The sequence below is a fragment of the Granulicella sp. S156 genome (genome assembly GCF_009766105.1).
Taxonomy (GTDB): domain Bacteria; phylum Acidobacteriota; class Terriglobia; order Terriglobales; family Acidobacteriaceae; genus Granulicella.
Genome location: NZ_LMUH01000022.1, coordinates 429,011 through 452,551 on the forward strand (window position 1 = coordinate 429,011; position 23,541 = coordinate 452,551).

Genomic DNA, 23,541 nt, shown 5'->3' on the forward strand with positions numbered 1-23,541 from the left:
TCGTATCCATCATCATCGTTCGAGGAGACACCGTGCCCACACTGCAAGGAAAAGTAGCCGTCGTCACCGGATCAGGTTCTGGCATAGGTCAGGCTATCGCTGAGCGCCTCGCACAAGAGGGCGCGAACTGCGTCGTCGACTATCGCGATCATGTCGAGCAGGCTCAGGCCACAGCAGACAAGATCACTGCCGCCGGCGGCAAGGCCATCCTGGTCCACGCCGATGTCTCCGTGCTCTCCGACTGCAGCAATCTCATCGAGCAAGCCTGGCAGCAGCTCGGCTCCTGTGACATTCTCGTCAATAATGCAGGCGTCGAGAAGGGTGCGGACTTCTGGGACGTCACCGAAGCCGACTACGACTTTGTCCTCAACGTGAACCTCAAGGGTGCGTTCTTCCTCACGCAGGCCTTCGTTCGCAAACTGCGCGACGCCAAAAAGCCCGGCCGCGTGATCAACATCTCGTCCGTGCACGAAGACATGGTCTTCCCGCACTTCTCCACCTATTGCGCCTCCAAGGGCGCCATGCGCATGCTGATGCGCGACCTCGCCGTCGAACTCGGCCCACTGGGGATTACGGTCAACAACATCGCTCCGGGAGCGGTCGATACCCCAATCAACACCTCGCTGCTGGCCAACAAACCCAAGCTCGATGCCCTGCTCGCGAACATCCCCCTGGGCCGCCTCGCCAAACCCGAGGAGATCGCCGGCCTGGCCGCCTTCCTGGCCTCCGACGATGCAGCCTATGTCACAGGAAGCACGTACGTCATCGACGGCGGCCTCATGCGCAACTATCACGAGCAGTAGTTACCCCTGAAGAATTAAGCGTGACTTTTCATCACGTCCAGGCGTCAAATATTCATATGAGATACCTCGCCGGACTCGCGCTGGCTGTTGTTGTGGTGGCAACACCCCTGTACGCCCAACGTGGTGGAGGGGTGGGTGGAGCCCGCGGCGGCGGATTCTCAGGCCACAGTGCGCCGGCTAGAAGCGCCCCAGCGTTTCACGGGAGTTCCGCCCCTGTAAGCCAGTATCACTACTCCGGCGGTCCGCTTTCCAATGGCAGCAGGCCATCAGGTTTCGCCCCAATCGCGCAGAGACCCAGCTTTTATAATCGCCGCACCGGCTATCCTGGACCGAATCGCTATCGCAGACCCTATGCTCCTTACTATGGAATAGGGATTCCCTACGGCGTTCCAATCACCGGTTGGGGCGATTCCGATTATCCCGGCGACTTCGATTCGACCGGCTACGATCCCTCAGCAGGCCAGCCCGACGATTCTGGCAACTCTATTGATGGATACGCCCAGCAAGCGACCGATCAAGGGCCCCCACCGCCCTATCAGGAGCAGCCGCCCGCTGAGCAACCGTATGCAGAGCCTCAACCGGCACCAGCTGCTCCCGCAGCGGCCCCTGAGAACGAGGACGCCGTCACGCTCGTCTTCAAAGACGGTCGCCCGCCTGAGCAGATTCACAACTACGCCCTGACCCGGACCACTCTCTACGTCCGCGATCAGCACCGTCGCGATATCCCAGTCGACCAGCTTGATCTCGCCGCGACCCAGAAGGTAAATCACGAAGCAGGCATCGACTTCCACGTCCCCGGCGCGGCCCAGTAGATCCAAACGCCAGGGCGTGTCATCGGACTTGGTTCCAGGCTATAGTCAGGCCTTTGCGTTGAAAAAGCGCGCTTCAGTCGTTTTACTTTGAAGGGGCAGGACCTCAGTCGTTTTTGCTTTTGCTTTGAAGGGGCGGGACTTCAGTCCCGCCGTTAAGGCCCCCCCCCGATAAAAGTGGCTTTAGCCACAGAGGGTGCGATGCCTGGCTGGCCAGAAAATCTCCCTCGGAATATCTCCAACCTTTAGATCGAAAATCTATTCTCTTCTTATCCTGAAGACCTTCAGGAGATTGGATAAGAACTGCAGCCCAGCAAGCGACCGAAGCCCTGACGATGCGAGATGAAGGTACAGGGAGAAACCAAAGCAGGTTCTCCTTGCCACAAAAGGCGGTGCCAGGATTTAACGCTGGGGGGATGGCGAAGCGAACGGCTTCAGAACTAAAATGGGTCCAATCCACGCAACCTGAAGCAGAACCTTGTAAATCGTCTTCGTATCCATGCGGGAGCCAGGCCGTTCGCCCGCATTATCCCCACAAGGAGCGTTACGCCCATGTTCCGCATCGTTCAACGAACTATCGGTTTGCTCGCGACCCTTCTCGTCTTTCTGTCCGGCCCGTGCCTTCACGCGCAAGCCCCCATCGTGGAAGAGCCCAACTACACGCCCACGCTGACCTTTGACGTCGCCACCATCCGCCTTTCGCCGCCGCCGGACGCCAACTTCCACGTATCCGTCTCCAGCCCGCCACACTCCAGCCGCTTCGAAGCCACGAACCTTCCCATCAAGGCCCTTCTCCAGATTGCTTACGGCTTCGATGCTCCGGTCGTCGACGCCCCAGACTGGGTCAAGAACACGTTCTACGACATCCAGGCTCGTTCGGACGAAGCCGCCGACGCCAGGCTCGCCAAGCTCACCGATAACGAGGTCCGGCTGGAAAAGCGAAATGCGATTCGCGTGTTGCTGGCCGAGCGCCTGAGCTTGAAGACGCACCTTGAAACGCGCAACAGCTCCACCTATCACCTCGTCGTGGACAAAGGCGGCCTCAAGATGCAGGCTGTACCCGCGCCTCCGCCACCCGCCAATGGAGAGGCGCCACCTCCGCCGCCACCCGCCAACGTCCAGGCCCACGGCTCAAGGCATGGTCTCGAGTTCGTCGGATCGAATGCCTCCATGCGGGCCATCAGCGGCGCCCTGAGTTCGATGGTAGAAGCGCCTGTCGTGGACAAGACCGGTCTCATCGGCACCTACAATTACACGCTTCAGTTTGGCCGCGAATGGTCCGCAAACGATCCGGACAGCTGGCCTTCGATCTTCACCGCGGTGCAGGAACAGCTTGGACTCAAGCTCGAAGCGGTGCACGAGTCCGTGCCCAACCTCGTGGTCGACCACATCACGAAGCCAACCGAAAACTGAGGTGCGTGCTGAAGGCTGTGCTGTGTCCATCGCGTGGATCGAGTGGCGTGCATCGATAACACGGACTTCGGCTAGAGGTATTACCTATCATTGACGGGAAGACAACTTATAGGTAGTAACGACTTGCGGCGAAGTTGCCGAAAATAGGACTTTCGGGGATGTTACTCCCGCAGCGCAGGAGGCTGAAATTGACGACGCGCTCACAACTGGGATTGTCATGGGTATCTGGAATTGCCAACTGAAGATCCGACCATTAAAAATGGGATGGTGAACGTTCCCGAGGTATGACAATGCTTCGTGCTGCCCCGAATTGGATATGGACTTACATCGCTTTGCTCACGAGCTTGTCAGCACCGGCTGTTTACAGTCAGACCCCTCAACAGCCTCACTTTGAAGTAGCCTCCATAAGACCGGGGGGTGACATTCTTTCTACAGAGCCGCAGTCGTCCCCCGGCAGGTTTGTCTGGACAACCCAGCTCGCTTACCTAATTGGATATGCGTACGGTCTGGATTTCAGTCGCGTCTCGGGGAAGGGGCTCGAAGTCATTTACACCATCAACGCCGTGTTCGAGCCCAATACAACCGACGATGAACTTCGCCTCATGCTCCAGTCTTTGCTCGCGGAGCGGTTCAACATGCGCTTTCATCGGCAGGTCAAAGAAGTTGACGGATTCGCCGTCACCATCGGAAAGGGCGGAATCAAGATGAAGGACTCCCCTACTGGGGGCGAGGCTGATCATGACGGATCAAGCAGTGGTGCGTCTTCGGCTCCGATCAATGAGAGCTATATCTATGCAATGATGACGTCACCCGGCGTTACATCCATCAAAGCTCGTGAGGCGTCGCTCACTCAACTTACCCGTACTCTTGAGCGCATCGTGGGAAGGCCGTTCTGGGACCAAACCGGTCTCCAAGGGAAGTATAACTTTGCATTTAGTTTCTCTCAGGACCTGGACGCTGATCCTCAGGCGGGGGTTCCAGCGCTTCCCATCGCGATACGGGAGAGCCTGGGTCTTACCCTCCACAAGCAAGCGGGCCCGCTTGAAACCTTGGTTATCGATCATATTGATCAGCCATCCAAGAATTAATCTGGCGCGACGGCAGAATCGGACGTTTCAGGCCTCCGCTGCGAGCGATCTCGCCAACAGGCCTAACGAGACAATTTCCCGCAAAACGGCGTTCTCGGAAACTCCAATTTGCGAGAGTCGAGGCGACGAGAATTAGTTCTGTGAAACGCGCGTAACGGAAGTAATCCGTCATGCTGACAAGCGCGTTTATTCGGGCTATGGACGCCTGTCGATTAGTCGATGAGGACGATAATTTTGCCTATGGTCTTGCCAGATTCCGATGCCTCGTGAGCCCCAGCAATCTGTTCCAGGGAGAAACGCGACGCGATGGTCGTTTTGAGCCACCCTTCCTGCAAGCCTATCGTGGTCGCCTGAATGGCGCTCTCATGAGCCTCCCGTGACATCCCGTAAACGTTCACAAAACGGATGGTCGCATCCAGAAATAAGAGTGGCCAGAACGGAATTGCCGGCTCCGGTTGAGCGTCCGACGCATACGTGGCAATCACGCCGTTGGGCTTGAGCAGCTTCATCGTGGATACGAGCGTTTCCCCGAAAGCAACATCGATGACCCGATCGACGATCCTATCTAGGGCTAGAGCTCCTGGGGCATCCACAGTCTCCTGGATACGGGCCACCACGTCTTCTTCATGCCGGTTAATCACCAGATCCGCCCCTGCCTCTCTTGCCACAATGGCTTGCTCCATACGGCTAACCGTCGTAAAAACCCTGGCGCCGGCCGCCTTCGCGAACTGGATAGCGTGGACGCCTACAGCGCCTGCGCCTCCTGTTACCAGCAAGGTTTTGCCTCTTACGGGACCATCGGCGAATACACAGCGGTGTGCCGTGAGCGCCGGAACACCAAGACACGCACCCCTTTCGAAGGTGACGTTATCTGGAAGTTCGATCGCATTTTCACTTGGCACAACGACATACTCTGCTGCACAACCGGCCTTCCCTGAGACCAAAGCTTCGTAAATCCATACCCGCTGCCCGACTCTTGAATTCGGTACACCGTCGCCTACGTCCTCGATCACACCTGCCCCGTCCTGATGCGGGATTTGTTGAATAACTCCCGAGGGAAGTGACCAGCGAGCCCTCCTTTTCGTATCCGACGGATTTACGCTGGTCACAAACACTCTCACCAGAACCTTGCCGGGTTCAAGCTTGGGCTTGTCGAGTTCACCCACTTGCAATACATCCCTGGCGCTGCCGTTTCGTTCATACCATGCTGCTTTCATCGCCTATCCTCGTTTAGCGCCATGTTGTTCAGAGAGTTTTTACAAAACGCGTTTCCAGTTACTTATCCACGGCGAGCGTCAATTGCAGGAGAGTCTGTGTAATCGGGTTCGAACGCGCATGATCTTCTGCCAATCGATGGAAGAGGCTGAGATCTTTCGCAGGAATCTTTGAAGTCGTGAGCAGGTTTTTCTTCTCCGCGAGCGCCTTACCGTAGTTGCGAAAAATTGGCACCGGAAACAGGCTTTCAGCAAGCATGTTCACCGCGGCCGTGGGATTAACTCCAGCCCCTTCGGCAATCGCAAGGCCCTCTGCCAGGGAGCGTCCCATGGAGATGATGAGAAAGTTCCCCAGCTGCTTGATCACGGTGGGAACACCCGGCTGCTCTCCCATATCGAAGAGTGCATGACCTCCTAAGGCGGTGAGTAACGGTTTCACTCGGTTCTTAGCTTCCTGAGGTCCAGCGTAGGGAATGGCGAGTTGACGTGCCCTGGCCGCCTCAGGGCGGCCAAAAACAGGCGCTTCGACGTAGGTCGAGCCATGCTCTGCATGCAGTTTCGCTAACCTCTGTGCGGCCTCGGGCGAGCCGGTACACATCCCGATATGAACGCCACCTTCCATTCGCGAGAGGAACTCTGGCGTCACGAAACTCTCTGTCGCGTCAGAGTCCCAAAGAACGGACACAACGAGACCGCCCTTCGCCGCAAGCTCCGAAGGTTGGGTCGCAAGCTGCGCTCCACGTTCGACAAGCGGCTCGGCTTTGCTCCGCGTACGGTTATAAACCGTCAGCTGATAACCGTTATCCAGCAGATTGCTCGCCATAGGAAATCCCAACTCTCCAAGACCGATCCACCCTATCCGTTCGCTCATCTGAATTTCTTCTCTCTCAAAACATGAAGTTTACGTTCACGTCACCTTTTGAGCCAGAGTATTCCCTTTCCAAATGGTTGTCCAGCTAGGCCTTGGTTTCGAACCAGCGTTCAAAACGCTTGATGTGACCAAGAACCTCAGAGCGAAACTGTTTGAGAGATATTAACTGTGCCTCCGTCTCGGCGAGATGGCCGCGAAGCATCTCAAGCACCTTCGTCTTCGCTTTCTTGCCGCTCGGATCATCGAAGTAAAGGTGAATGACCTTGCCGATCTCTTCAAGAGATAAGCCTAGAGCCTTCAATTGATCGATCTTTTGCAGCCGCGCGACGGTCTGCTCGGGATAGCGATGCTGTCCCGAGCCCTCTCGCTCGCCCGGAGGAATGAGCCCAAGGCTTTCGTAATAGCGCACAGTGCGTGGGGTCACCTTTGCTCGCTTGGCGAGCTCGCCGATCCTCATCATTCTGTCCACACTGTCGATCATAATCTTGTGCCATTTGTTACGAGCCGGTTCAAGTAGCGGGTCTTCCCTGCTGACTAACGCTCGTAGCGCCATTCGCTGATGAAGTGGAAGCCGCGCTCGAGGAGCGGGTAGTGGGCGGGCGTCGGGGTTCGGGTGAGGGTGAGGACGGCGGGGGTGAAGGGCGCGGCGGGTTTGGCGGGCTTGTCTTTGGAGTCGGGCTTGGGGGCTTCGGGCGGCACAGAGGTAAGGATGAGGTGGTCGGGGTCGGAGAGCTGCCAGGCGTAGTTAGTGGGGTCGCTGATGAAATAGCAGTTGATACGGACGGTGTGTTTCTTGGGGTCGAGATTGACGTTGGAGAGCCAGAGCTCGCCGTCGGTGGAGCGGGTGTAGGCGCGGCTGGAAGGGGCGACGTAGAGGTCGGTGACGGGAACGCCTTCGGGGTCGATGAAGGCGCCGGAGGCTGGGTGGGTGGCGTCGAGATGCCAGGCGCCAACCAGAGGGGATGGCGTGCGGAGGGCGACTTGAAGGTGGTGCCAGCCGATGGTCATGAAGATGGGTCGGACGACGAGGAAGGCGGCGGCGAAGATGATCTCGGTAACGAGAATGGCGATGCGTCCGGCGCGGCGGCTGGCGGGGGGAACCCAGGCGGCGGTGGGCACGGCGGGTGTGTGGCTCCAGAAGAAGCGGCAGAGGGCGACGGAGTCCGGCAGGGCGAGGAAGATGCAGCCGAGCAGCAGGTTGGCGGCGAAGAGCTTGACGGGGACGTCGTAGCAGAAGTTGTAGAGCACGACGTTGGTGATGACGAAGGTAGAGAAGAGGGCTCCGGCCAGCGCGGTGCGGCGATAGAAGAGGAGGATGCCGCCGAGGACCTCCGCTGAGCCGCAGATGATCTCGTAGACCGGACTGAGGCCGATGAGGTTCCAGAGGAAGGTCATCGGAGACATGTTGCCGGCGGGCTCGTTGAGGATGGCGATGGAGGGGGATGGCATCTGGAACGGGAAGACCTTGGCCAGGCCATAGGTCACCATGAACATGCCGCAGGTGAGGCGGAGGAAGAAGCGCAGCCAGGCGTGGAGGGTGCGGTACTCGGTGCGACGGTTGTTGCGGAGGTGGGCGATGAGGGTCCAAAGGATGCCGCCGGCCAGGGCGAAGGTGAGTAAGAGGCCGTTCTGGATCCAGTTCATCGTGGTGTCGCCGGATTCGCTGGCGTGCCAGTGGGCGGCGATGCCGGTGAGATGAAAGAGATGCTGGCCGGCGAACTCGGAGAGGTGGTTGAAGGGCCAGTCGAGCTTGTCCTGGATCCAGTCGCCGACGACGGGAAAGGCGCCGAAGAGGGTCCCGTTGCTGTCGAGGAAGATGAAGCAGAAGAAGTAGAGGAAGGCGATGCGGAAGCCGAGATGGGTGACGGGGCTCCAGGGAGCGGGCGCAGTGTTGGCGGAGAGGGGCGTGGGGAGTTCGGAGGGGACGAGAGTGTCCGATGCGTCGACGGGGGACTCGGCGGGGGTGGTGATGCCTGGAAGCTCCAAACGGGACCTCTCGCGGGTGACAGGATTCTGGATGTTGGACGATTTTAGTAGGTGTGGGTGAGAGGTCAAGGATAGAAAATTTTGTGGGGAGTTGGGAGGACCGGTCGCGCTCGAGGTCGTGTTGGCTCCTGTCACCTCAACTGGTCTGACGCCTGTCGCTATCAGGGCGAATGCGACTCTTCAGGGCCGCTCTTGCGTCTTACTCCCCGCCTCCTCCAGCACGAACGTTCCGCCTGCCTCGATGGCAAGACTGGTTCCGAAGAGTGCGCCAGGCGTAAAGCACCCGGGTCGTCCCTTTCCATCGAGTAAACGCTGAGCAACACCAGCCGACGCTTTGGCGAGAAAAGCGTACCCGTCCCCCGCACGCAGCCATCCGGTGCGCACCAATCCATCCGGCCATTCGATGCGGGCTCGTGCCCAGGAAACTTCAGTCTTCGAAGGAGGGGCCACAAGCTTCGCTAATCGATCCATAGCAAACCGACGTACCGCGGGGAGAGAGAGGAGCAAGGCCATCGCAGGGATGACGAAGCGGATCGGGCCACCAGGGACAGCGGGAAATCCGGCCACCACATCGGAAGCCTGGCTCGCGCGGCGGGCTGCCTCCAGTTCGCCGCTTGCGATCAAACGGGTTACTGCTGTCGAGCCATCCGGCAAGAAAAACTCTTCCTGATCGCCGCCAGCCAAGGCCTTCTTCAGCTTGCCTCCCGCATACCGTCGTCCTCCGTAGGGAATGCCCTCAACAATGGTCTGCGCCAAGGTGGTTCCGAGAGGCCCACTCGCTGCAACGGCTGCCACATTATCGACTCGCACCTTCGTTGCGGAAGGGCGGCCTTCACAGAGTTGGAGGACGACACTCTCAGTACCGAGAACACCCCAGCCTGCTCCGGGGACAACGCATCGTCCCGTCCGTGCCAACTCGTCGCTCATCGCAAAGAGCGAGAGAAATGCTGGCAATTCGTTGCCGATATCAACATAGTGCGTACCTGGTGGGCAAGCATTGACAATAGCAACCGCAGTCCTCGAGAACGGGCCAATCGTATGGATGACGACTCGTGGCTTTGTGCGCGAGATCGCTGCGGCCATGTCCTCGATCGTAGTGGCAACGACTATCCCGGCCTCAATGTTCAAGGCTCGGGCTGCCTGCTTCAGGGTCTCCGCTTCCCGTCCAACAAAGGTCATCGAAAGACCCATCTCTGCCAACTCTGCCGCAATGGCTCGCCCTGCGCGGCCCGCTGCTCCCAAAATCCAGATGTCGTTTACTTGCCTCAAGATGATCTCCTGAGCTCAGGTTAGGCCTCCGAGATCAAACTCTCTATAGTTGAAAGTGCAAGATACTTTCGCGATCGTTCAAAGTCGGCTCTATGGATCCTCTGTCAGACGTCCTGTCACTTCTCAAAATACGTGCCTACGCTTGCCGGGGATTTCAGGCCGGCGGCGATTGGTCAGTATCGTTTGGGCCGTCTAGCGGAATCAAGCTCTTCGCGGTCGTCTCTGGAGAAGGGTGGCTGGCCATAGATGGAGTGCAAAACGATGGAGCGCAAAACCCGACACATATCCGCACCGGGGATTGCATACTGTTGCCGAGCGGACGGCCCTACCGCGCGGCAAGCGATCTTAGTTTGCTCCCCGTCGATGGGGGTCATCTCCTTCGTTCTATTCTCCCCAGCGAGATAGCGCAGTTTGGTGACGGAAGCGACTGCTTCGGCATAGCGGGATACTTCGACATCGCAGGCGAGAATGCAGACCTTCTGCTCTCCATGCTTCCGCCGGTCGTGCACATCCGGGAGGAGTCGGATAAACAGGTGTTGCGTTGGTGCCTTGAACGAATGAGGAAAGAGTTGCAGGATCCTCAGCCCGGAACATCTCTTGCCGCGCAGCAACTTGGCATCTTGATGCTCGTACAGATTCTCCGTACCCATCTCACCTCCGGGGTGGAACGTAAGGTTGGATGGATGTTCGCGCTCTCCGATAGAAAGATCGGTCTGGCCTTGCAGGCAATGCATCAAGCTCCCAGTCAGCGATGGACTCTAAACACCTTGGCGCAACACGCCGGTATGTCTCGAACCGGCTTCGCGGTCAAATTCAAAGAGTTGGTTGGGGTCGCACCACTGAGCTATCTCATGCAGTGGCGAATGTCTTTGGCCAAAGAGCGCATCCTCAACTCCGTCGACCCAATCGGGACTATCGCCGTCCAGGTCGGGTATGGGTCGGAGAGCGCCTTCAGCACAGCCTTCAAACGTCTCGTCGGCTGCGCGCCTCGCCGGTATGCGGCTTCTCTGACCCCGGACGCTGAGGAGGAAAGACACTGAAATCTAACTCCCGGGATGAGTGCCTATGGTCCGCAAACGATCCGGACAGCTGGCCTTCGATCTTCACCGCGGTGCAGGAACCGCTTGGACTCCAGCTCGAAGCGGTGCACGAGTCCGTGCCCAACCTCGTGATCGACCACATCGCGAAGCCAACGGAAAATTGAGGAACGTGCTGAAGGACTTTCCAGCGACCCACAAAACTCAAGCGAACTGCCAGATACGCGAAGCTGTCACGCATGCTGAAACCTACGAGAGTACAGCTACGCCACTGAGCTTCTCGCAGGCTTCCATATAGCGGTCCTGCAGGCCGGTATCGAGCGCTGCTGCGAACGGAGCCTTCGAGTGTAGATGGTAAAAATACTTTCCCGAGACCTGGCTTGCAGCGTCGTCGCTCACCGCTAGCCACACCTGGGTACGGTGTGCTTGGTCGAGGTCGTCATTGGCACCGGGACCGCCCATCTTCGTCTGCACCCAGCCGGGTGTCATCGCATTGCAAAGTACCCCAGGCAGGCGGCGTGCCATGGCAAACGCTAGCAGAACGTTATGCAGCTTCGAATCGGAATAGGCCTGCATCCCCTCCCATGGCCGCTGCTCCCAGTTCAGATCGCGGAGACTCGGATCGCCTTGCTCGTGTAGCCCGGAGCTGATGTAGACCAACCGGTGCGGTGTGTGAATCAGCGCAGTCAGAACATACGGCGCGAGGCTGTTGATGGAGAAGAGATGGGCGAACCCATCCTCCGTCTCCACGCGCCGCGGTTCCCGGTAGCCGACCGCTGCGTTGTGAATGATCGCATCAAACTTCCCAAGAGCGTTGACCTGCTCGGCGACCGAACGCATCTGCCGCAGGCTGGCGAGGTCACCTGTAACTACGGCTTCGGCTGCTGGAAGCTTGCGCTGTGTCTCCGCAGCGCGTTCGGCGTTACGTGCATGTAAGACGACGGAGTGTCCCTGCTCAACCAATAGTTGTGCAGCCATAAGACCAAGTCCGTCTGAAGATCCGGTAATGAAGATGCGGCTCATATCATTTGCTCCTTATAGGTGGTTAGTCGCTTCTCCTCTGCGGGGAAAAGCTCAAGTGCTCTGCGGCCGTTCGGCTACAAGCCCACCATCTGCAACCCTTTTTCGTCGTAGCGCTCTCCATAAACTTTCAGCGTTCCCGCCACAGTGTCAATCTGCGCCAGATCATCGGCTGATAGTTCGACGTTGACGGAGCCGATGTTCTCTGCCAGGCGTGTCAGCTTGCGAGTTCCGGGAATAGGAACGATCCAGGGCTTTTGTGCCAGCAACCAGGCGAGCGCGACCTGCGATGTAGTCGCACCTTTCTGCTTCGCTACGTCCCCTAGCAAGTCAACCAGCGCCAGGTTCGCATCGCGCGCGGCTTGCGTAAAACGCGGATTCGTACTCCGGAAATCAGAAGCATGGAAGGAAGTCTTCGCGTCGATGGCTCCGGTAAGAAACCCACGCCCCAGCGGGCTGTACGCGATGAAGCCGATACCAAGCTCTTCCAGCGTCGGAAGCACCTGCTCTTCCACGTCTCGCGTCCAGAGAGAGTACTCCGTCTGGACCGCGGTTACGGGCAGTATCTTGTGCGCACGCCGGATCGTCTCAGCGTTCGCCTCTGAAAGCCCGAAATGCTTTACCTTACCCTCCCAGATCAGGTCCTGAACGGCTCCAGCAACGTCTTCGATAGGAACGTGAGGATCAACCCGGTGCTGGAACAAGATGTCGATGGCGTTCACCTGCAAACGGCGCAACGACGCCTCGACAACCGCCCTGATATGCTTCGGCCGGCTATCGACTCCGACCGGTCGCGGGCCTCCGTTCGGGTCCAGCTTGTAGCCGAACTTCGTCGAGATCGCAACACGATCCCGGAACGGATAAAGGGCCTCCCCAAGAAGTTGTTCATTGAGGAACGGCCCATAGACCTCCGCGGTGTCGAAGAACGTAACACCGCGATCGACCGCCCCATGCAGCAGTTCGATCATCTCGTTTCTGTCGGGTGCCGGACCATAAGCCCAGCTCATGCCCATACAACCCAGCCCAATGGCCGATACGTTCAGGCCGTCGATCTTTCCAAGGATGCGGGTTTCCATGTTGCTCTCCTGTTCACTGGGCGATGTCGATCACGCCCAAACAGCTTTGTAGTTGGTGGCACAACCTGGTCTCTGCTCCTGGTTCAAATCGCAGAGACTCAGGTCACGCGAGGAGTCTTCAGCGTTGTTTGCTGGAGACCAACGAACGAAGAGCGGAGGCCAGGGTCGTCGTACCCTTCTTTGTGCCTTCCTGCCCTGATTCAAAGTCGATCCAGCCTTCATTGAACCCATCTATCATTCGTATGCGAAGAATCGGGTTCTTCATCCCTTGCGAGCGGAACAGCTCTTCCCAGCTTGAGCGAGGAACGATCTCATTTCGCACAGGGTTGCCAAGCGCGCCTGCCAGTGCGGCCGCCACATCTTCGGCGGAGTAGCGTTCAGGGCCCTCTAATTCAACAACGCGTACACCCTTCCACGTCTCGGTCATGAGGCCGGTTGCAGTCTGGGCGATGTCTTCCGTAGCCACCATCGGAATCCGGTGGTCGAGCGGCTGCAGAAAGCTGTGTACGACTCCCGTCTTCGCGGAATCGATATCCCACGCTGCGTTCTCCATGAACCATGCCGCTCTCAGGAAAGCCACCGGCACGGAGACGGTGCGAAGCATGGCCTCGGTGATACTGGAGTTATTCAACAGGTTCTGCTCAGTGGCTTGTGCTCCAACAGTAGACAGAAAGACCACTTTTTTCGGCTGGCCTTTTTCGATGGCCTCACGAATCGCGGCCGCATTTCGGTGCGTATCCGGAAAGCCGATTTCGGGATCGTAGTTGGGCGGCGTCATCAGAAACACGCCTTCCGCACCGCGAAAAGCTTCCGTCAGCGCCGCGGCGTCATCGATATTCGCGATAGCGATCTCGCAGCCCAGGGCTGCCCATTCCTCTCCCTTTGCAGGAGTGCGTACAACGGCCCGCACCTTGTGTCCCTTTGCAAGAAGGCCGCGGGCCACCTGGCCCCCTACTTTTCCCGTGATGCCGGTAACGGTAAACATGATTTCCTCCTAAGGTGAGCGAAAGCTCGTTACTGGATATCTGACGCCAACGGCTATTGCAGCGCTTCACGCATAAGTTGCATATTAGTAGTGCGTGGAAAGCGATAATCATGAACCCTGACGAGCAAACACTTAGCGACGCGAATGTCTTCGCTGCGGTCGTGCGAAGCGGAAGTTTCGCCGGCGCAGCAAGATCGATGAATCTCTCTCAGTCGGTGGCCAGTCGCTCCGTCGCGCGTCTGGAGAAGCGTCTCGGGGTGCGGGTCTTCGACCGAACGACGCGGTCCGTCGCATTAACCGACGAAGGCCGGACACTCTTCGAGCGGCTCGAACCGCTGTTGCATGGCTTTGAAGAGGCCTTCGCCTCGGTAGCCGAAGAACAGTCCAGGGTGCGTGGCAGATTGCGGGTGAAGATGCACCCTTTGCTGTCCCATGTGATTCCCGGCCAGCAGCTCAAGGCTTTTCTCGATACCTACCCCGAGCTGTCGGTAGAACTCATCACCAGCGACAAGCTGGGCGACCTCATCAACGAAGGCATCGACATCGCTCTCTCCGTAGGCGATCTACCCTCTTCCAGCCTGATCGCGAAGAGACTCGTGAACACGCGAGTCATCACCGTCGCCTCTCCCGGTTACCTCGCGAGCCACGGGAAGATCACCCATCCCCGCGATCTTCTCAGCGAAGAGCACACGCTTATCGTCTATCGAAATCCGGAGACCGGAAGACCGTTCCAATGGGAGCACCATAGCGGCCGCAAGGTTGTGAAGATTGCCACGCCGGGAAGATTGATCGTCAGCGACATCGTCACCTTGCATGGCATCTGCATGGCCGGCTGGGGCATTGCGCAAGTCCTGGAGATCGCTGTCCAACCAATGCTCTCATCAGGAGCTCTGGTAGAACTATTCCCCGAGTGGGGCGACGAGCGCTTCCCTATCCACGCCATCTATCCCTCGCGCAACTACATCCCGCCCAGAACACGCGTGTTTCTCGATTTCGTCTCCTCTGCTGTGAGTAACGACGCATAGGCTTGATGAGCCCCTCTAGTGTGGTGAGTCATTCGTTCGTTGAATAATATTGACGTGTTCACCACAGCCCGAAGCGCGTTCCCTGATGCTTTAGCATCGGGGAGACGGAGGGTAAGGGAGGCAATCGCCTTTAGGCTACGGAATTATAGGCTCAGAAAATATGGACGCCGATGATCCTCCTTGCTAGAAGCTGCCACCACGATCCTCCTGCTCTCGCAGGTAAATCAAGCGGCGGACCATCTCATTAGCCAACATTGTCGGGACTAAGCCGTAATAGCTTACGGAACGCCATATTTCGGGAAGGCGCGTACTTTGAAAGCGGTCAAGGTATCCCTTCAGGTGCTCCCAGCGAAAAGGACATGGCAATTCATGTTGAAGATGGTTTTCGCATCGGCAAGCATCATCCTGAGCGGGACCACTCGACGTGCTGGCCGTCATGGCTTAATCGGACCATCTTTTTCTGGCGCACCAAAATCCGGAGTACCATCCGAGTGCCACAGAAACCGTTGCGCACGGGTCTCTCTGCGCGCAGCATTCTCCGCGTCGGTCGTCTTCGCCGCATAGAGTAACCAGAAGCTGCCGTCCTTTGCTCTCGCGAATGTTCCACGTCCCGGCCCGTAGATGGAGTTCTCAGGAGACCACGCGAAGACCGGCTGCGGTGTCTTCTTCCAGTTCGCACGAAGCATGGGATCACGCCCCTGCAGCTCAAGAAGACCAAGGCAATAGCGCGGCGAGGCCGTGTCGCTCGCTGAAAACACGATGAAGGTCTTGCCCGCGTGATACAGCGCCGTTGGCCCCTCATCCACTGGATAATTCTTGCTGGAACCTGCGCCCTTCTCCCACGGTGCCTCCGGATCTGCAATCAGCGCGGCCTCGCCCTCGAATTGCATCGGCCCCTTCAGCCGGCGAATCCATATCTGGTTGGCTCCGCTGTCTACGGTCACATACATCAGGTAGCGCAATTTGCCGACAACCAGCAGCGAAGGATCGATGGACTGCCGCCCTGTCTCCAACGCTCCCTTGAAGGTATAAGTTCCCACCACGTCATCCGTGTCGGATCGCAGCACATAAATCTTATGTTTCTCGCCTGGCATCTGTGCGGTGAAGTAGATCCACCAGTGTCCATCCATCTTCCACACCGTGGGAGACCAGGTCTGAGTCATGCCGTCCTTCGGGGTAAAGACGACGTGTGAGTTCGTGGCAGCGGTGGCTGGGGTTGGCCCACTCCATAAAATGATGTCCCGCCCGGTCGTCGTCAGCACATACTGTCCATCGCGCGTGACGGGGTCGAACGTGATAAACGGATCGGCGTGCGGAAGAATTGGATTGGATGTCTGGGCATAAGCACCACCCACGAGGGCGATGACTCCCAAAACGAACGATACGATGCTCCGTGCATGAGTCATAAATTTCCTTAGGGCCGCCGCGCTCATCTCACTCGGCAGCTTTTCTCGCCAATACTCCCGCAGCCGAAAGATTCGGAATGAACTCCTCCGGGAAGCTATGCCGTTGTTGTAGCCAGGCGGGATCGTTCCACGAGAGAAGTGTCTTCCCCTCCCCACTCTCGGAGACAAGAATTTTGAGCGGCAGGTCCAGCGCCGCGCTCGGCGCTGCGAGCATCACTGGCGTCCCACCCTTCGGGTTTCCAAAGATCAGCAACTTCGTCGCGGGCATCTCCAAGCCAGCCGTCTTAGCCTCGCCGGAGTGATCGACGACGCAGAAAAGCTTGATCCCCTTCTCCTGAAGCAGTGTCTCCAACCGTGCAACAACCTCGTCGACGGAGTAGCTGCTGGTACAAGTTTGAATACCTTCCGGCATACACACAGCCTTTCTCGTGGCTTGACTTCCGCTCTTTATCTTCAAGACTTTACGGGTTGGGCCAAAGCAACCGCGTGCAATCATCGTGCCATATCGGCGACAATATCCCTATGGATCTTCTTGTTTATTCTGCCGATTGGTGCCGCGACTGTCGCGAGGCCAAGCGCTTTCTCGCCACGCACTCGATTCCCTACACCGAGATCAATATCGAAACGACCCCCGGCGCCGCCGACAAGGTCATCGCCCAGACCGGCAAACGCGGCATCCCGCAGTTCGTCCTCGACGGCAAATGGATCCAGCCCTACAAGCCCGGCAAGGGATTCCTCCACGACGAGATGTCCGAACTCTTCGGCGTAAACGCTGGTTGTAAGTGACGAGTGACGAGTGGTACGGATTTACCCAAACACCTGGAAGCGGCACAATGCCAGCCCCAAAGGGGCGGTATATCCCAGCCTGGGGCGCAAGCCCCAGGTAAGGATCTAAGCAATCGATAAAGGGCTGAAAGCCCGATATATCTCGTCTGCGCTGGCGAGATATATCGGACTTTCAGCCCTTACGACTTGTCACTTATCACTTGTCACTACTTCTTCACCACGCCCCCCAAAAGGCCACCTGAGCCGCAGCACACGTTCTCGCATGTTCTCTCTCTGAGACTGCTCGCTACGTCCCTTCAACAGGTCATCGATCATGATGACGCCGACCAACTTGCCATCTGCGTTCACCACTGGAAACGACGTCAGCTTGGTCTCGGCCATCATCACCGCGCACTCGCGCAGCGTATCGCGCGGCGATACGGTGATCGGCGTCGTGGATCCGCTCAGCACCAGTGGCTGTGACAGATCCGCTTGCTTGGCGGCGGCCATCATCTGCGAACGTGTCAGCAGGCCAGTCAACTTGCCATCTGCATCGACCAGCGGAAACACCCGCTGCCAGTGCGACCAGGCTTCCGCACCTCGCTCATCCATCTTGCGCAACCAGTCCGCCGCGTCCTTACGTGTGGCGCTGTCATTGAGGGCAAAGACGCTGGTATGCATCGCCTGACTGGCCAGCATCGTCTCCAGCGGGTCGACACCAAACTCCCGACTCAGATGCAGCCCACGCCGGCTCAGGCTCTCCGTCAGCATTGACCGTGGCTGCACCAGCGCGCTCACCGCATAGGCCGATACACAGGCAAGCAGCACCGGCAGCATCAACCCGCCGTTGTGGGTCAGCTCCAACGCCAGCATCGCCGAGGTCAGCGGACACCCAATCGCTGCCGTCAGCACAGAGGTCATCCCCACCAGCACCCAGGCGCCCGGCGACATCACAGGCATCAGATGCCCCACCGCCGCGCCCAGCGCTCCGCCGATCATCAGCAGCGGAGCCAGAATGCCTCCAGCTGTATTCGACCCCAGGGAGAACACCCAGATCAAGCTTTTGACGATCAGTACCCCGGCCAGCAGCTTCCACGCCGTATCTCCCGAGATCATCTGCTGAATCACGCTGTAGCCCACACCCAGCGCCTGCGGAAAGACCAACCCGCCCAGCCCGATACCCAGACCACCGATCGCCGGCCACCACATCCAGTGAATGGGCAGCTTCTCGAACATGTGTTCCGTGAAATGAACCGCCTTGCTCAGCCCCGCAGCGACAAACGCCGCAATGATTCCCAGAACCAGCGCTCCCAGCATGGCCGAGTGATACACCGGCGCGCCCGTTGGCACCATGTGCAGAAGCGATTGCGGCCCCAGTAGCAGCCGCCGGACGGCACCTGCTGTGACGCAGGCAATCGCCACCGGAACCAGCGACCTCGGTCGCCACTCGAAGAGCAGGATCTCCACCGCCAGAAGTGTCGCCGACATAGGGCAGTTGAAGGTTGCGGCCATACCCGCCGACGCTCCTGCCACCATCAGCACCGTGCGCTCGGAGTCGGTCATCGGCAACAGCTGCCCCAGCACCGAGCCGATCGCGCCTCCCGTGATGATGACCGGGCCCTCAGCTCCGAACGGGCCACCTGAGCCGATCGAGATCGCCGTCGCCACCGGCTTCAGGATCGCCACACGCGGCTGCACCTTGCCTCCGCCAAAGACGATCGTCTCGACCGCCTCCGGCATGCCGTGCCCACGCACCTTCGGCGACAGATAGCGCGCCATCAACCCGACGATCAACCCACCCAGCACGGGCATCATCGGCGACCACCAATGCACACCGCTCTGCCATGGATCGTGTTCGACAAAGCTCCAGCGATGGAAGTAGAACAAGTTCGTACAGAGCGCGATCATCTCCAAAAGAGCCCAGGCAGCAACAGCACTCACAGCGCCCAGGCCACCGGCCAGCGCACTCACATACAGAATTCGGCTGTCTGCCGAGTAGTCCCGCAACACGCTACCGCGCCATTTACTGCCAAGCTGCTGCATTATCGATCCCCGTCTTTTTCGCCCTCAACATGGGTGCGATTCCCCTCCTGAGGCGCTGATTGCAGGATGCGGAGTGTCCGCGTAATCCCCTCGCCGTGCGTTCCAAGATATTCCAGGTGCTCTGCCACCAGCCGCTGCAGAATCTCCCTCCCCGAGGGAGTAAGTTCGACTAAGGACCGCCGCAAGTCCTGCTCATCGTTCCTGCGCCGCACCATCCCAGCCCGCTCCGCGCGATCCACGAGCTCCACAGCGCTGTTGTGCCGCAGAATCATTCTCTCCGCCAGGTAGCTGATCGTCGCCGACCGGCCTTCAGGCGTCGCCGCGATAACCTGCATGAGCTGATACTGCTGCGCCGCGATCCCACAGGTCTCCGACGCCGCTTCACTAAAGCTGAGAAATGCCCGTAGCTGATATCTAAACTCAGCCAATTCAACCAGATGCGGAATGCTGTTCGATTCTGTGTTTTCTACTCTCATAAGCGTATGACTCAATTATATCGTCTCACGATATTTATAGCCACCCCTCTTCCAGCAGTACCACTTCCACCCCGAAATGCCACAGATCCTGATGCCCGGGCTTCTCCAACTCGTTACACTAGCCTTGAGCCAAAGAAACCTCCAGGAGTCCTATTGATCGCCCGATACGCCCGTCCACAGATGGCCAGCATTTGGTCCGAAGAAAACAAGTACCGCAACTGGCTGCGTGTCGAATTAGCCGCAACCGACGCCCTTGTCCGCGCTGGCATGGTGCCCGCGGAAGCCGCTACGGCACTCCATGAGCGCTCCAGCTTTACCGTCGAGCGCATCCACGCCATCGAAGCCGAAACCCGTCACGATGTACTCGCCTTCACCCAGGCGGTCGCGGAGTCGGTCGGCCCCGAAGCCCGTTGGCTGCACTACGGACTCACCTCCACCGACGTCGTCGACACAGCCCAGGCACTGGCCCTCACCCAAGCCTCCGAGATCATCCGTTCCGGCATTCTGCGGTTGCGCGAGGTCCTGCGGAAACGAGCCATCGAGTTCCAGCACACGCCCACCATCGGCCGCACGCACGGCGTCCACGCCGAGCCTACGACCTTCGGCATGAAGCTCCTGCTCTGGTACTCGGAGATGGGCCGCAACCTAAGCCGCTTCGACGCGGCTGCCGAAGACCTCCGCGTGGGTAAGATCTCCGGCGCGGTGGGAGCCTTCGGCAAACTCAAGCCCGAGCACGAAGAGGACATCGTCCGCTCGCTCGGACTCAAGCATGCCCTGATCTCCACGCAGGTCCTGCAGCGCGATCGCCACGCCGCCTACATCACAACCCTTGCTGTGCTCTGCTCCACGCTCGATAAGATCGCCACGGAGATTCGCCACCTGCAGCGTACCGAGGTACGCGAGGCGGAGGAGTTCTTCTCCGCAGGTCAAAAAGGCTCCAGCGCCATGCCGCACAAGCGCAACCCCATCACCTGCGAGAACATCAGCGGACTCGCACGCGTAGTTCGCGGCAACGCTCAGGTAGCCCTGGAAAACGTAGCCCTCTGGCACGAACGCGACATCTCGCACTCGTCAGCCGAACGCGTCATCCTGCCCGACACAACAATCCTCGCCGATTACCTGCTCGACAAGGCGGCGACGCTGATTGAGAAGCTGCTCGTCTACCCGGCGCGCATGCTGAGGAACCTGGAATCCACCGGAGGCCTGATCTTCAGCGGCCAGTTGCTCATCGATCTCGCCGCCGCCGGCATGACTCGCGAAGACGCCTATCGTCTCGTGCAATCGCATGCCATGAACGCCTGGCAGAATGAGCTGAACTACCGCGAGCTCATCGAAAACGATCCAGAGATCAAAGCTCGCCTCTCGCCGGAAAAAGTGGCAGCGGCCTTCGATGTCAATCGCCAACTCAGCAACATCGACACGGTGTTTGCCCGTGTCTTAGCTGAAGACTAAATTGCTGCTCTTGTTCGTGGTCATCCCGAAAACACAACTCGGGATGACCACGAACAAGCGGACAACGTAGCTGTCTATTCCAGCCATGTACTTGCCTGACTTCGCGCTGCCTTTCCCTTGGAGGCGGTTTACGACGTACTATTCTGCGCATGAAGATTTTCCTGCGCGCCCACGTCTGTAGCTTCGTTGCCTGTAGCCTCGCCGCTCTTTCGTCTGTGGCACTCGCACAGCAGGTCGTTCTTCCTCTCTGGCCCCACGCTACACCCGAACCCGCTCAAACCACCGAACCAGAACGCGACGTAACAACGGACAAAGACTCCTTCATCAGCGGACATCGCACAGCGCGCCTGACGAATGTCACGAAGCCTACGCTCAGCGTGTATCCGCCTACGGGAGGCAAGAACACCGGCGCAGCCGCGCTCGTCTTCCCCGGTGGAGGCTACGTTCGACTCGCCTGGGACGGCGAAGGCACCGACACCTGCGAGTGGCTCAACTCAGTCGGCATGACCTGCCTGCTGGTGAAGTATCGCGTTCCCGAGAAAGGCCGCTATCCAGATAATCCCGCCGATCTCGAAGACGCCCAGCAGGCCATGCGTCTTGCCCGCGCACACGCGTCCGAGTGGCACATCGATCCCGCGCACATCGGTGTAGTCGGGTTTTCGGCCGGAGCCAATCTGGCCGTCCTGCTCAGCACGCACCCCGACGATCAGCACGTTGAAAGCACGCCCGCCTCTGCAGACATAGACACCAAGGTCGATGCACGTGCTAACTTCGCCATCGTCGCCTATCCCGCCTATCTGACCATCGAACCCGAACAGACCACACTTGACCCGGCCTACACACCCAATAGGTTCACTCCACCTACGTTCCTGATCCAGGCCGAGAATGACCACACCCACATCAAGAACTCTCTGGTCTACTATCGGGCGCTAATGGATGCCAATGTCCCCGCCGATATGCATCTCTTCAGCGCCGGTGGCCACGGCTTCGGGATACATCCCGTTGGAATGCCCGAGGAACACTGGACGATATTGGCCACCATCTGGCTGCGGTCTATTGGAGTTCTTCCCCCACTGGCTCCGCCGCACCATGGCCCCAGTGGCCCTTCAACGGGCGTACCCACTTCCACACCTTGCCCGAACCCACCACCCCCCGCCTCACAACCTCCGCAACCCGGCAGACCCGACAACAAGACCACGAGCACACAGCCTGATCCGAACTGCTGGTAGATCGTGGACAGAGCATTTGTCGTGAGATAAGGCTTGGGACTAAAGGTCGAATTCTTTCGTGAGAAACGAAAGACCTTCTATGCCTCGACGCCTTCCAGCACGATCTCGTCCGGCAGTTCCGTACCGAAGACGCCTTCCCATTGCGCGACGACAACGCTGGCCAGACAGTTGCCGACGACGTTCACCATCGTGCGTGCCATGTCCATCAGTGCGTCGATGCCAAGGATGACAAAGATCGGCTCGACGGGCAGATGGAAGGTCGATGCGGTCGCGAGCAACACCACCAGCGTCGCGCGTGGAACGCCCGCGACGCCTTTGCTTGTGAGCACGAGTGTCGCCATCATCAGCAGTTGCTGGCCGAGCGACATGTGAATACCCGCCGCCTGCGCGACGAAGATACTGGCGACGGCAAGGTATAGCGTCGAGCCATCGAGGTTGAAGCTGTAGCCCGCCGGAATGACAAACGCCACAATGCGACGCGGCACTCCAAGCGCCTCCATCTGCTCCATCGCACGCGGCAGTGCGGCCTCACTGGTTGCGGTGGCAAAAGCAATCGTGGCCGGCTCCGCGACCGCTGCGATGAATCTCGCAATCGGCACCTTGAAGAGCATCGCCGCTGGAAGGAGCACGGCAACAGCGAACAGCACCAGCGCTCCATAGAGTGTTAGCAGCAGCTTCCCGAGGTTCACCAGCACGCCTAACCCCATGTGGCCGACGGTATACGCCATCGCCGCCCCCACGCCGATTGGCGCGAAGTACATCACTACGTTCGTAAACCGGAACATGACCTCGCTGAGGCTCTCGCACAGCCGCAGCACAGGTCCGCGTTTGGCCTCGCTCAGAGTCGCCAACGCAATCCCGAAGAACACAGCGAACACCGCAACCTGCAGAATCTGTCCCTCAGCAACGCTCTTGGCGAGGTTCTCAGGAAAGATATGCAGCAGAAAGTCATCCCAGTGAGTAGGAGGAGGTGCAGCCACCGCTTGCACTACATTCACTGCCGCCGGAAGCGCCAGGCCTACACCGGCTTTCGTAATATTGATCGCCAATAGCCCGATCCCGAGAGCCAGAGTCGTGACCACCTCGAAGTACACCAGCGTCTTGATGCCCATGCGCCCGACACCCTTAAGGTCGCCGTGCCCTGCAATGCCGACGACCAGAGTCGCGAGGATGAGCGGGGCAACGATGGTCTTGATGAGCCGCAAAAAGATGTCGGAGAACACCCGCAGTCCAACCGCGAAGTGAGGGGCGTCGAAGCCGAGCTCAGCGCCGGCAATCATCGCTACAAAGATCCAGGGCGTCAGGCTCCGCCGCCGCACTGCAAAGGCTGCCAGCAGCGCCACACCGATCCAACGTGCTATGAGAGCGTAGGGCACATGCAAAAGCTGCAATACAGCTCCAAGTGCCAGAGTTGCCAATCCAGGCCCGAGCAGGACCAGATCTTTTCTTGAAAATCCATTAGCCATTCCGCGAAGGATATCAGCGGCCGCCAGGGATAGGCACGTGTTAGATTGTTTGGTCAGCTGTAAATTAATCGCAACATTCCGCGTCTAACACCAACCACTGGACGTATA

The 23,541-nt window shown here is 58.8% G+C and carries 23 protein-coding genes; 10 read left to right on the forward strand and 13 right to left on the reverse strand.

Annotated elements, in window-relative coordinates; all coding sequences use genetic code 11:
* The first annotated feature begins 32 nt into the window (after positions 1–32).
* The 4 genes from GSQ91_RS17515 (at position 33) to GSQ91_RS17530 (ending at position 4,113) form a co-directional block, all read left to right on the forward strand.
* Positions 33–803, forward strand: a complete 771-nt coding sequence (locus GSQ91_RS17515; RefSeq protein ID WP_158823043.1) for an SDR family NAD(P)-dependent oxidoreductase — start codon at positions 33–35, stop codon at positions 801–803.
* Positions 804–859: 56 nt separating this feature from the next.
* Positions 860–1,615 carry a hypothetical protein gene (locus GSQ91_RS17520; RefSeq protein ID WP_158823044.1) on the forward strand — a complete coding sequence of 252 codons (756 nt, stop codon included), beginning with the start codon at positions 860–862 and terminating at the stop codon, positions 1,613–1,615.
* A gap of 549 nt (positions 1,616–2,164) precedes the next feature.
* On the forward strand, positions 2,165–3,025 hold the full coding sequence (locus tag GSQ91_RS17525; RefSeq protein ID WP_158823045.1) for a TIGR03435 family protein: 861 nt from the start codon (positions 2,165–2,167) through the stop codon (positions 3,023–3,025).
* 284 nt (positions 3,026–3,309) lie between these two features.
* Positions 3,310–4,113: a TIGR03435 family protein gene (locus tag GSQ91_RS17530; protein ID WP_158823046.1), complete on the forward strand. Its 804-nt coding sequence runs from the start codon at positions 3,310–3,312 to the stop codon at positions 4,111–4,113.
* Positions 4,114–4,325: 212 nt separating this feature from the next.
* Here GSQ91_RS17530 and GSQ91_RS17535 read toward each other — a convergent pair whose 3' ends face one another.
* From GSQ91_RS17535 to GSQ91_RS17555, 5 genes are all read right to left on the reverse strand, one after another.
* Positions 4,326–5,330, reverse strand: a complete 1,005-nt coding sequence (locus GSQ91_RS17535) for an NADPH:quinone reductase (protein WP_158823047.1) — start codon at positions 5,328–5,330, stop codon at positions 4,326–4,328.
* A gap of 58 nt (positions 5,331–5,388) precedes the next feature.
* Positions 5,389–6,198: an NAD(P)-dependent oxidoreductase gene (locus GSQ91_RS17540; RefSeq protein WP_158823048.1), complete on the reverse strand. Its 810-nt coding sequence runs from the start codon at positions 6,196–6,198 to the stop codon at positions 5,389–5,391.
* An 85-nt stretch (positions 6,199–6,283) separates the two neighbouring features.
* Positions 6,284–6,679: a MerR family transcriptional regulator gene (locus GSQ91_RS17545; RefSeq protein ID WP_216845303.1), complete on the reverse strand. Its 396-nt coding sequence runs from the start codon at positions 6,677–6,679 to the stop codon at positions 6,284–6,286.
* A 53-nt stretch (positions 6,680–6,732) separates the two neighbouring features.
* On the reverse strand, positions 6,733–8,319 hold the full coding sequence (locus GSQ91_RS17550) for a hypothetical protein (RefSeq protein WP_158823049.1): 1,587 nt from the start codon (positions 8,317–8,319) through the stop codon (positions 6,733–6,735).
* A 45-nt stretch (positions 8,320–8,364) separates the two neighbouring features.
* On the reverse strand, positions 8,365–9,453 hold the full coding sequence (locus GSQ91_RS17555) for a saccharopine dehydrogenase NADP-binding domain-containing protein (RefSeq protein ID WP_158823050.1): 1,089 nt from the start codon (positions 9,451–9,453) through the stop codon (positions 8,365–8,367).
* A gap of 92 nt (positions 9,454–9,545) precedes the next feature.
* Here GSQ91_RS17555 and GSQ91_RS17560 point away from each other — a divergent pair, with 92 nt between their 5' ends.
* Positions 9,546–10,493: an AraC family transcriptional regulator gene (locus GSQ91_RS17560; RefSeq protein WP_158823051.1), complete on the forward strand. Its 948-nt coding sequence runs from the start codon at positions 9,546–9,548 to the stop codon at positions 10,491–10,493.
* Positions 10,490–10,657: a DUF3738 domain-containing protein gene (locus GSQ91_RS26090; protein WP_256370393.1), complete on the forward strand. Its 168-nt coding sequence runs from the start codon at positions 10,490–10,492 to the stop codon at positions 10,655–10,657. Before GSQ91_RS17560 ends, GSQ91_RS26090 begins: the two co-directional genes overlap by 4 nt.
* An 82-nt stretch (positions 10,658–10,739) precedes the next feature.
* On the opposite strand, the gene GSQ91_RS17570 is transcribed toward GSQ91_RS26090, so the two are convergent.
* The 3 genes from GSQ91_RS17570 to GSQ91_RS17580 all read right to left on the reverse strand — a co-directional run bounded on the left by GSQ91_RS17570 (position 10,740) and on the right by GSQ91_RS17580 (position 13,571).
* Entirely contained in the window at positions 10,740–11,513 is a 774-nt protein-coding gene (locus GSQ91_RS17570; protein WP_158823052.1) for an SDR family NAD(P)-dependent oxidoreductase, read from the reverse strand.
* Between the two features lie 74 nt (positions 11,514–11,587).
* Positions 11,588–12,586, reverse strand: coding sequence for an aldo/keto reductase (locus GSQ91_RS17575; RefSeq protein WP_158823053.1), 999 nt, complete (start codon positions 12,584–12,586; stop codon positions 11,588–11,590).
* Between the two features lie 118 nt (positions 12,587–12,704).
* Positions 12,705–13,571, reverse strand: a complete 867-nt coding sequence (locus tag GSQ91_RS17580) for an NmrA family NAD(P)-binding protein (RefSeq protein WP_158823054.1) — start codon at positions 13,569–13,571, stop codon at positions 12,705–12,707.
* A 110-nt stretch (positions 13,572–13,681) separates the two neighbouring features.
* Between GSQ91_RS17580 and GSQ91_RS17585 the strand changes: the two genes are divergently transcribed.
* Positions 13,682–14,596 carry a LysR family transcriptional regulator gene (locus GSQ91_RS17585; RefSeq protein ID WP_158823055.1) on the forward strand — a complete coding sequence of 305 codons (915 nt, stop codon included), beginning with the start codon at positions 13,682–13,684 and terminating at the stop codon, positions 14,594–14,596.
* Positions 14,597–15,030: 434 nt separating this feature from the next.
* Here GSQ91_RS17585 and GSQ91_RS17590 read toward each other — a convergent pair whose 3' ends face one another.
* A complete protein-coding gene (locus GSQ91_RS17590) occupies positions 15,031–16,002 on the reverse strand; it encodes a glycoside hydrolase family 43 protein (protein ID WP_158823056.1) in 972 nt (323 codons plus the stop codon).
* A gap of 28 nt (positions 16,003–16,030) precedes the next feature.
* Entirely contained in the window at positions 16,031–16,414 is a 384-nt protein-coding gene (locus GSQ91_RS17595) for a DUF302 domain-containing protein (protein ID WP_254064668.1), read from the reverse strand.
* Between the two features lie 110 nt (positions 16,415–16,524).
* Here GSQ91_RS17595 and GSQ91_RS17600 point away from each other — a divergent pair, with 110 nt between their 5' ends.
* Complete coding sequence (locus tag GSQ91_RS17600) at positions 16,525–16,788, forward strand: glutaredoxin family protein (protein ID WP_158823057.1); 264 nt, start codon at positions 16,525–16,527, stop codon at positions 16,786–16,788.
* Between the two features lie 189 nt (positions 16,789–16,977).
* On the opposite strand, the gene GSQ91_RS17605 is transcribed toward GSQ91_RS17600, so the two are convergent.
* Together GSQ91_RS17605 and GSQ91_RS17610 are read right to left on the reverse strand one after the other, a co-directional pair.
* On the reverse strand, positions 16,978–18,810 hold the full coding sequence (locus tag GSQ91_RS17605; protein WP_158823058.1) for a chloride channel protein: 1,833 nt from the start codon (positions 18,808–18,810) through the stop codon (positions 16,978–16,980).
* Positions 18,810–19,286 (reverse strand): MarR family winged helix-turn-helix transcriptional regulator, encoded by a 477-nt coding sequence (locus tag GSQ91_RS17610; protein WP_158823059.1) that lies wholly within the window; start codon positions 19,284–19,286, stop codon positions 18,810–18,812. Before GSQ91_RS17610 ends, GSQ91_RS17605 begins: the two co-directional genes overlap by 1 nt.
* Positions 19,287–19,439: 153 nt before the next feature.
* On the opposite strand from GSQ91_RS17610, the gene purB reads away from it, so the two are divergent.
* Together purB and GSQ91_RS17620 are read left to right on the forward strand one after the other, a co-directional pair.
* Positions 19,440–20,738: an adenylosuccinate lyase gene (purB, locus tag GSQ91_RS17615; RefSeq protein ID WP_158823060.1), complete on the forward strand. Its 1,299-nt coding sequence runs from the start codon at positions 19,440–19,442 to the stop codon at positions 20,736–20,738.
* Between the two features lie 149 nt (positions 20,739–20,887).
* Complete coding sequence (locus tag GSQ91_RS17620) at positions 20,888–21,967, forward strand: alpha/beta hydrolase (protein ID WP_158823061.1); 1,080 nt, start codon at positions 20,888–20,890, stop codon at positions 21,965–21,967.
* Between the two features lie 77 nt (positions 21,968–22,044).
* On the opposite strand, the gene GSQ91_RS17625 is transcribed toward GSQ91_RS17620, so the two are convergent.
* Positions 22,045–23,433 (reverse strand): dicarboxylate/amino acid:cation symporter, encoded by a 1,389-nt coding sequence (locus GSQ91_RS17625; RefSeq protein WP_158823062.1) that lies wholly within the window; start codon positions 23,431–23,433, stop codon positions 22,045–22,047.
* Positions 23,434–23,541: the final 108 nt, after the last annotated feature.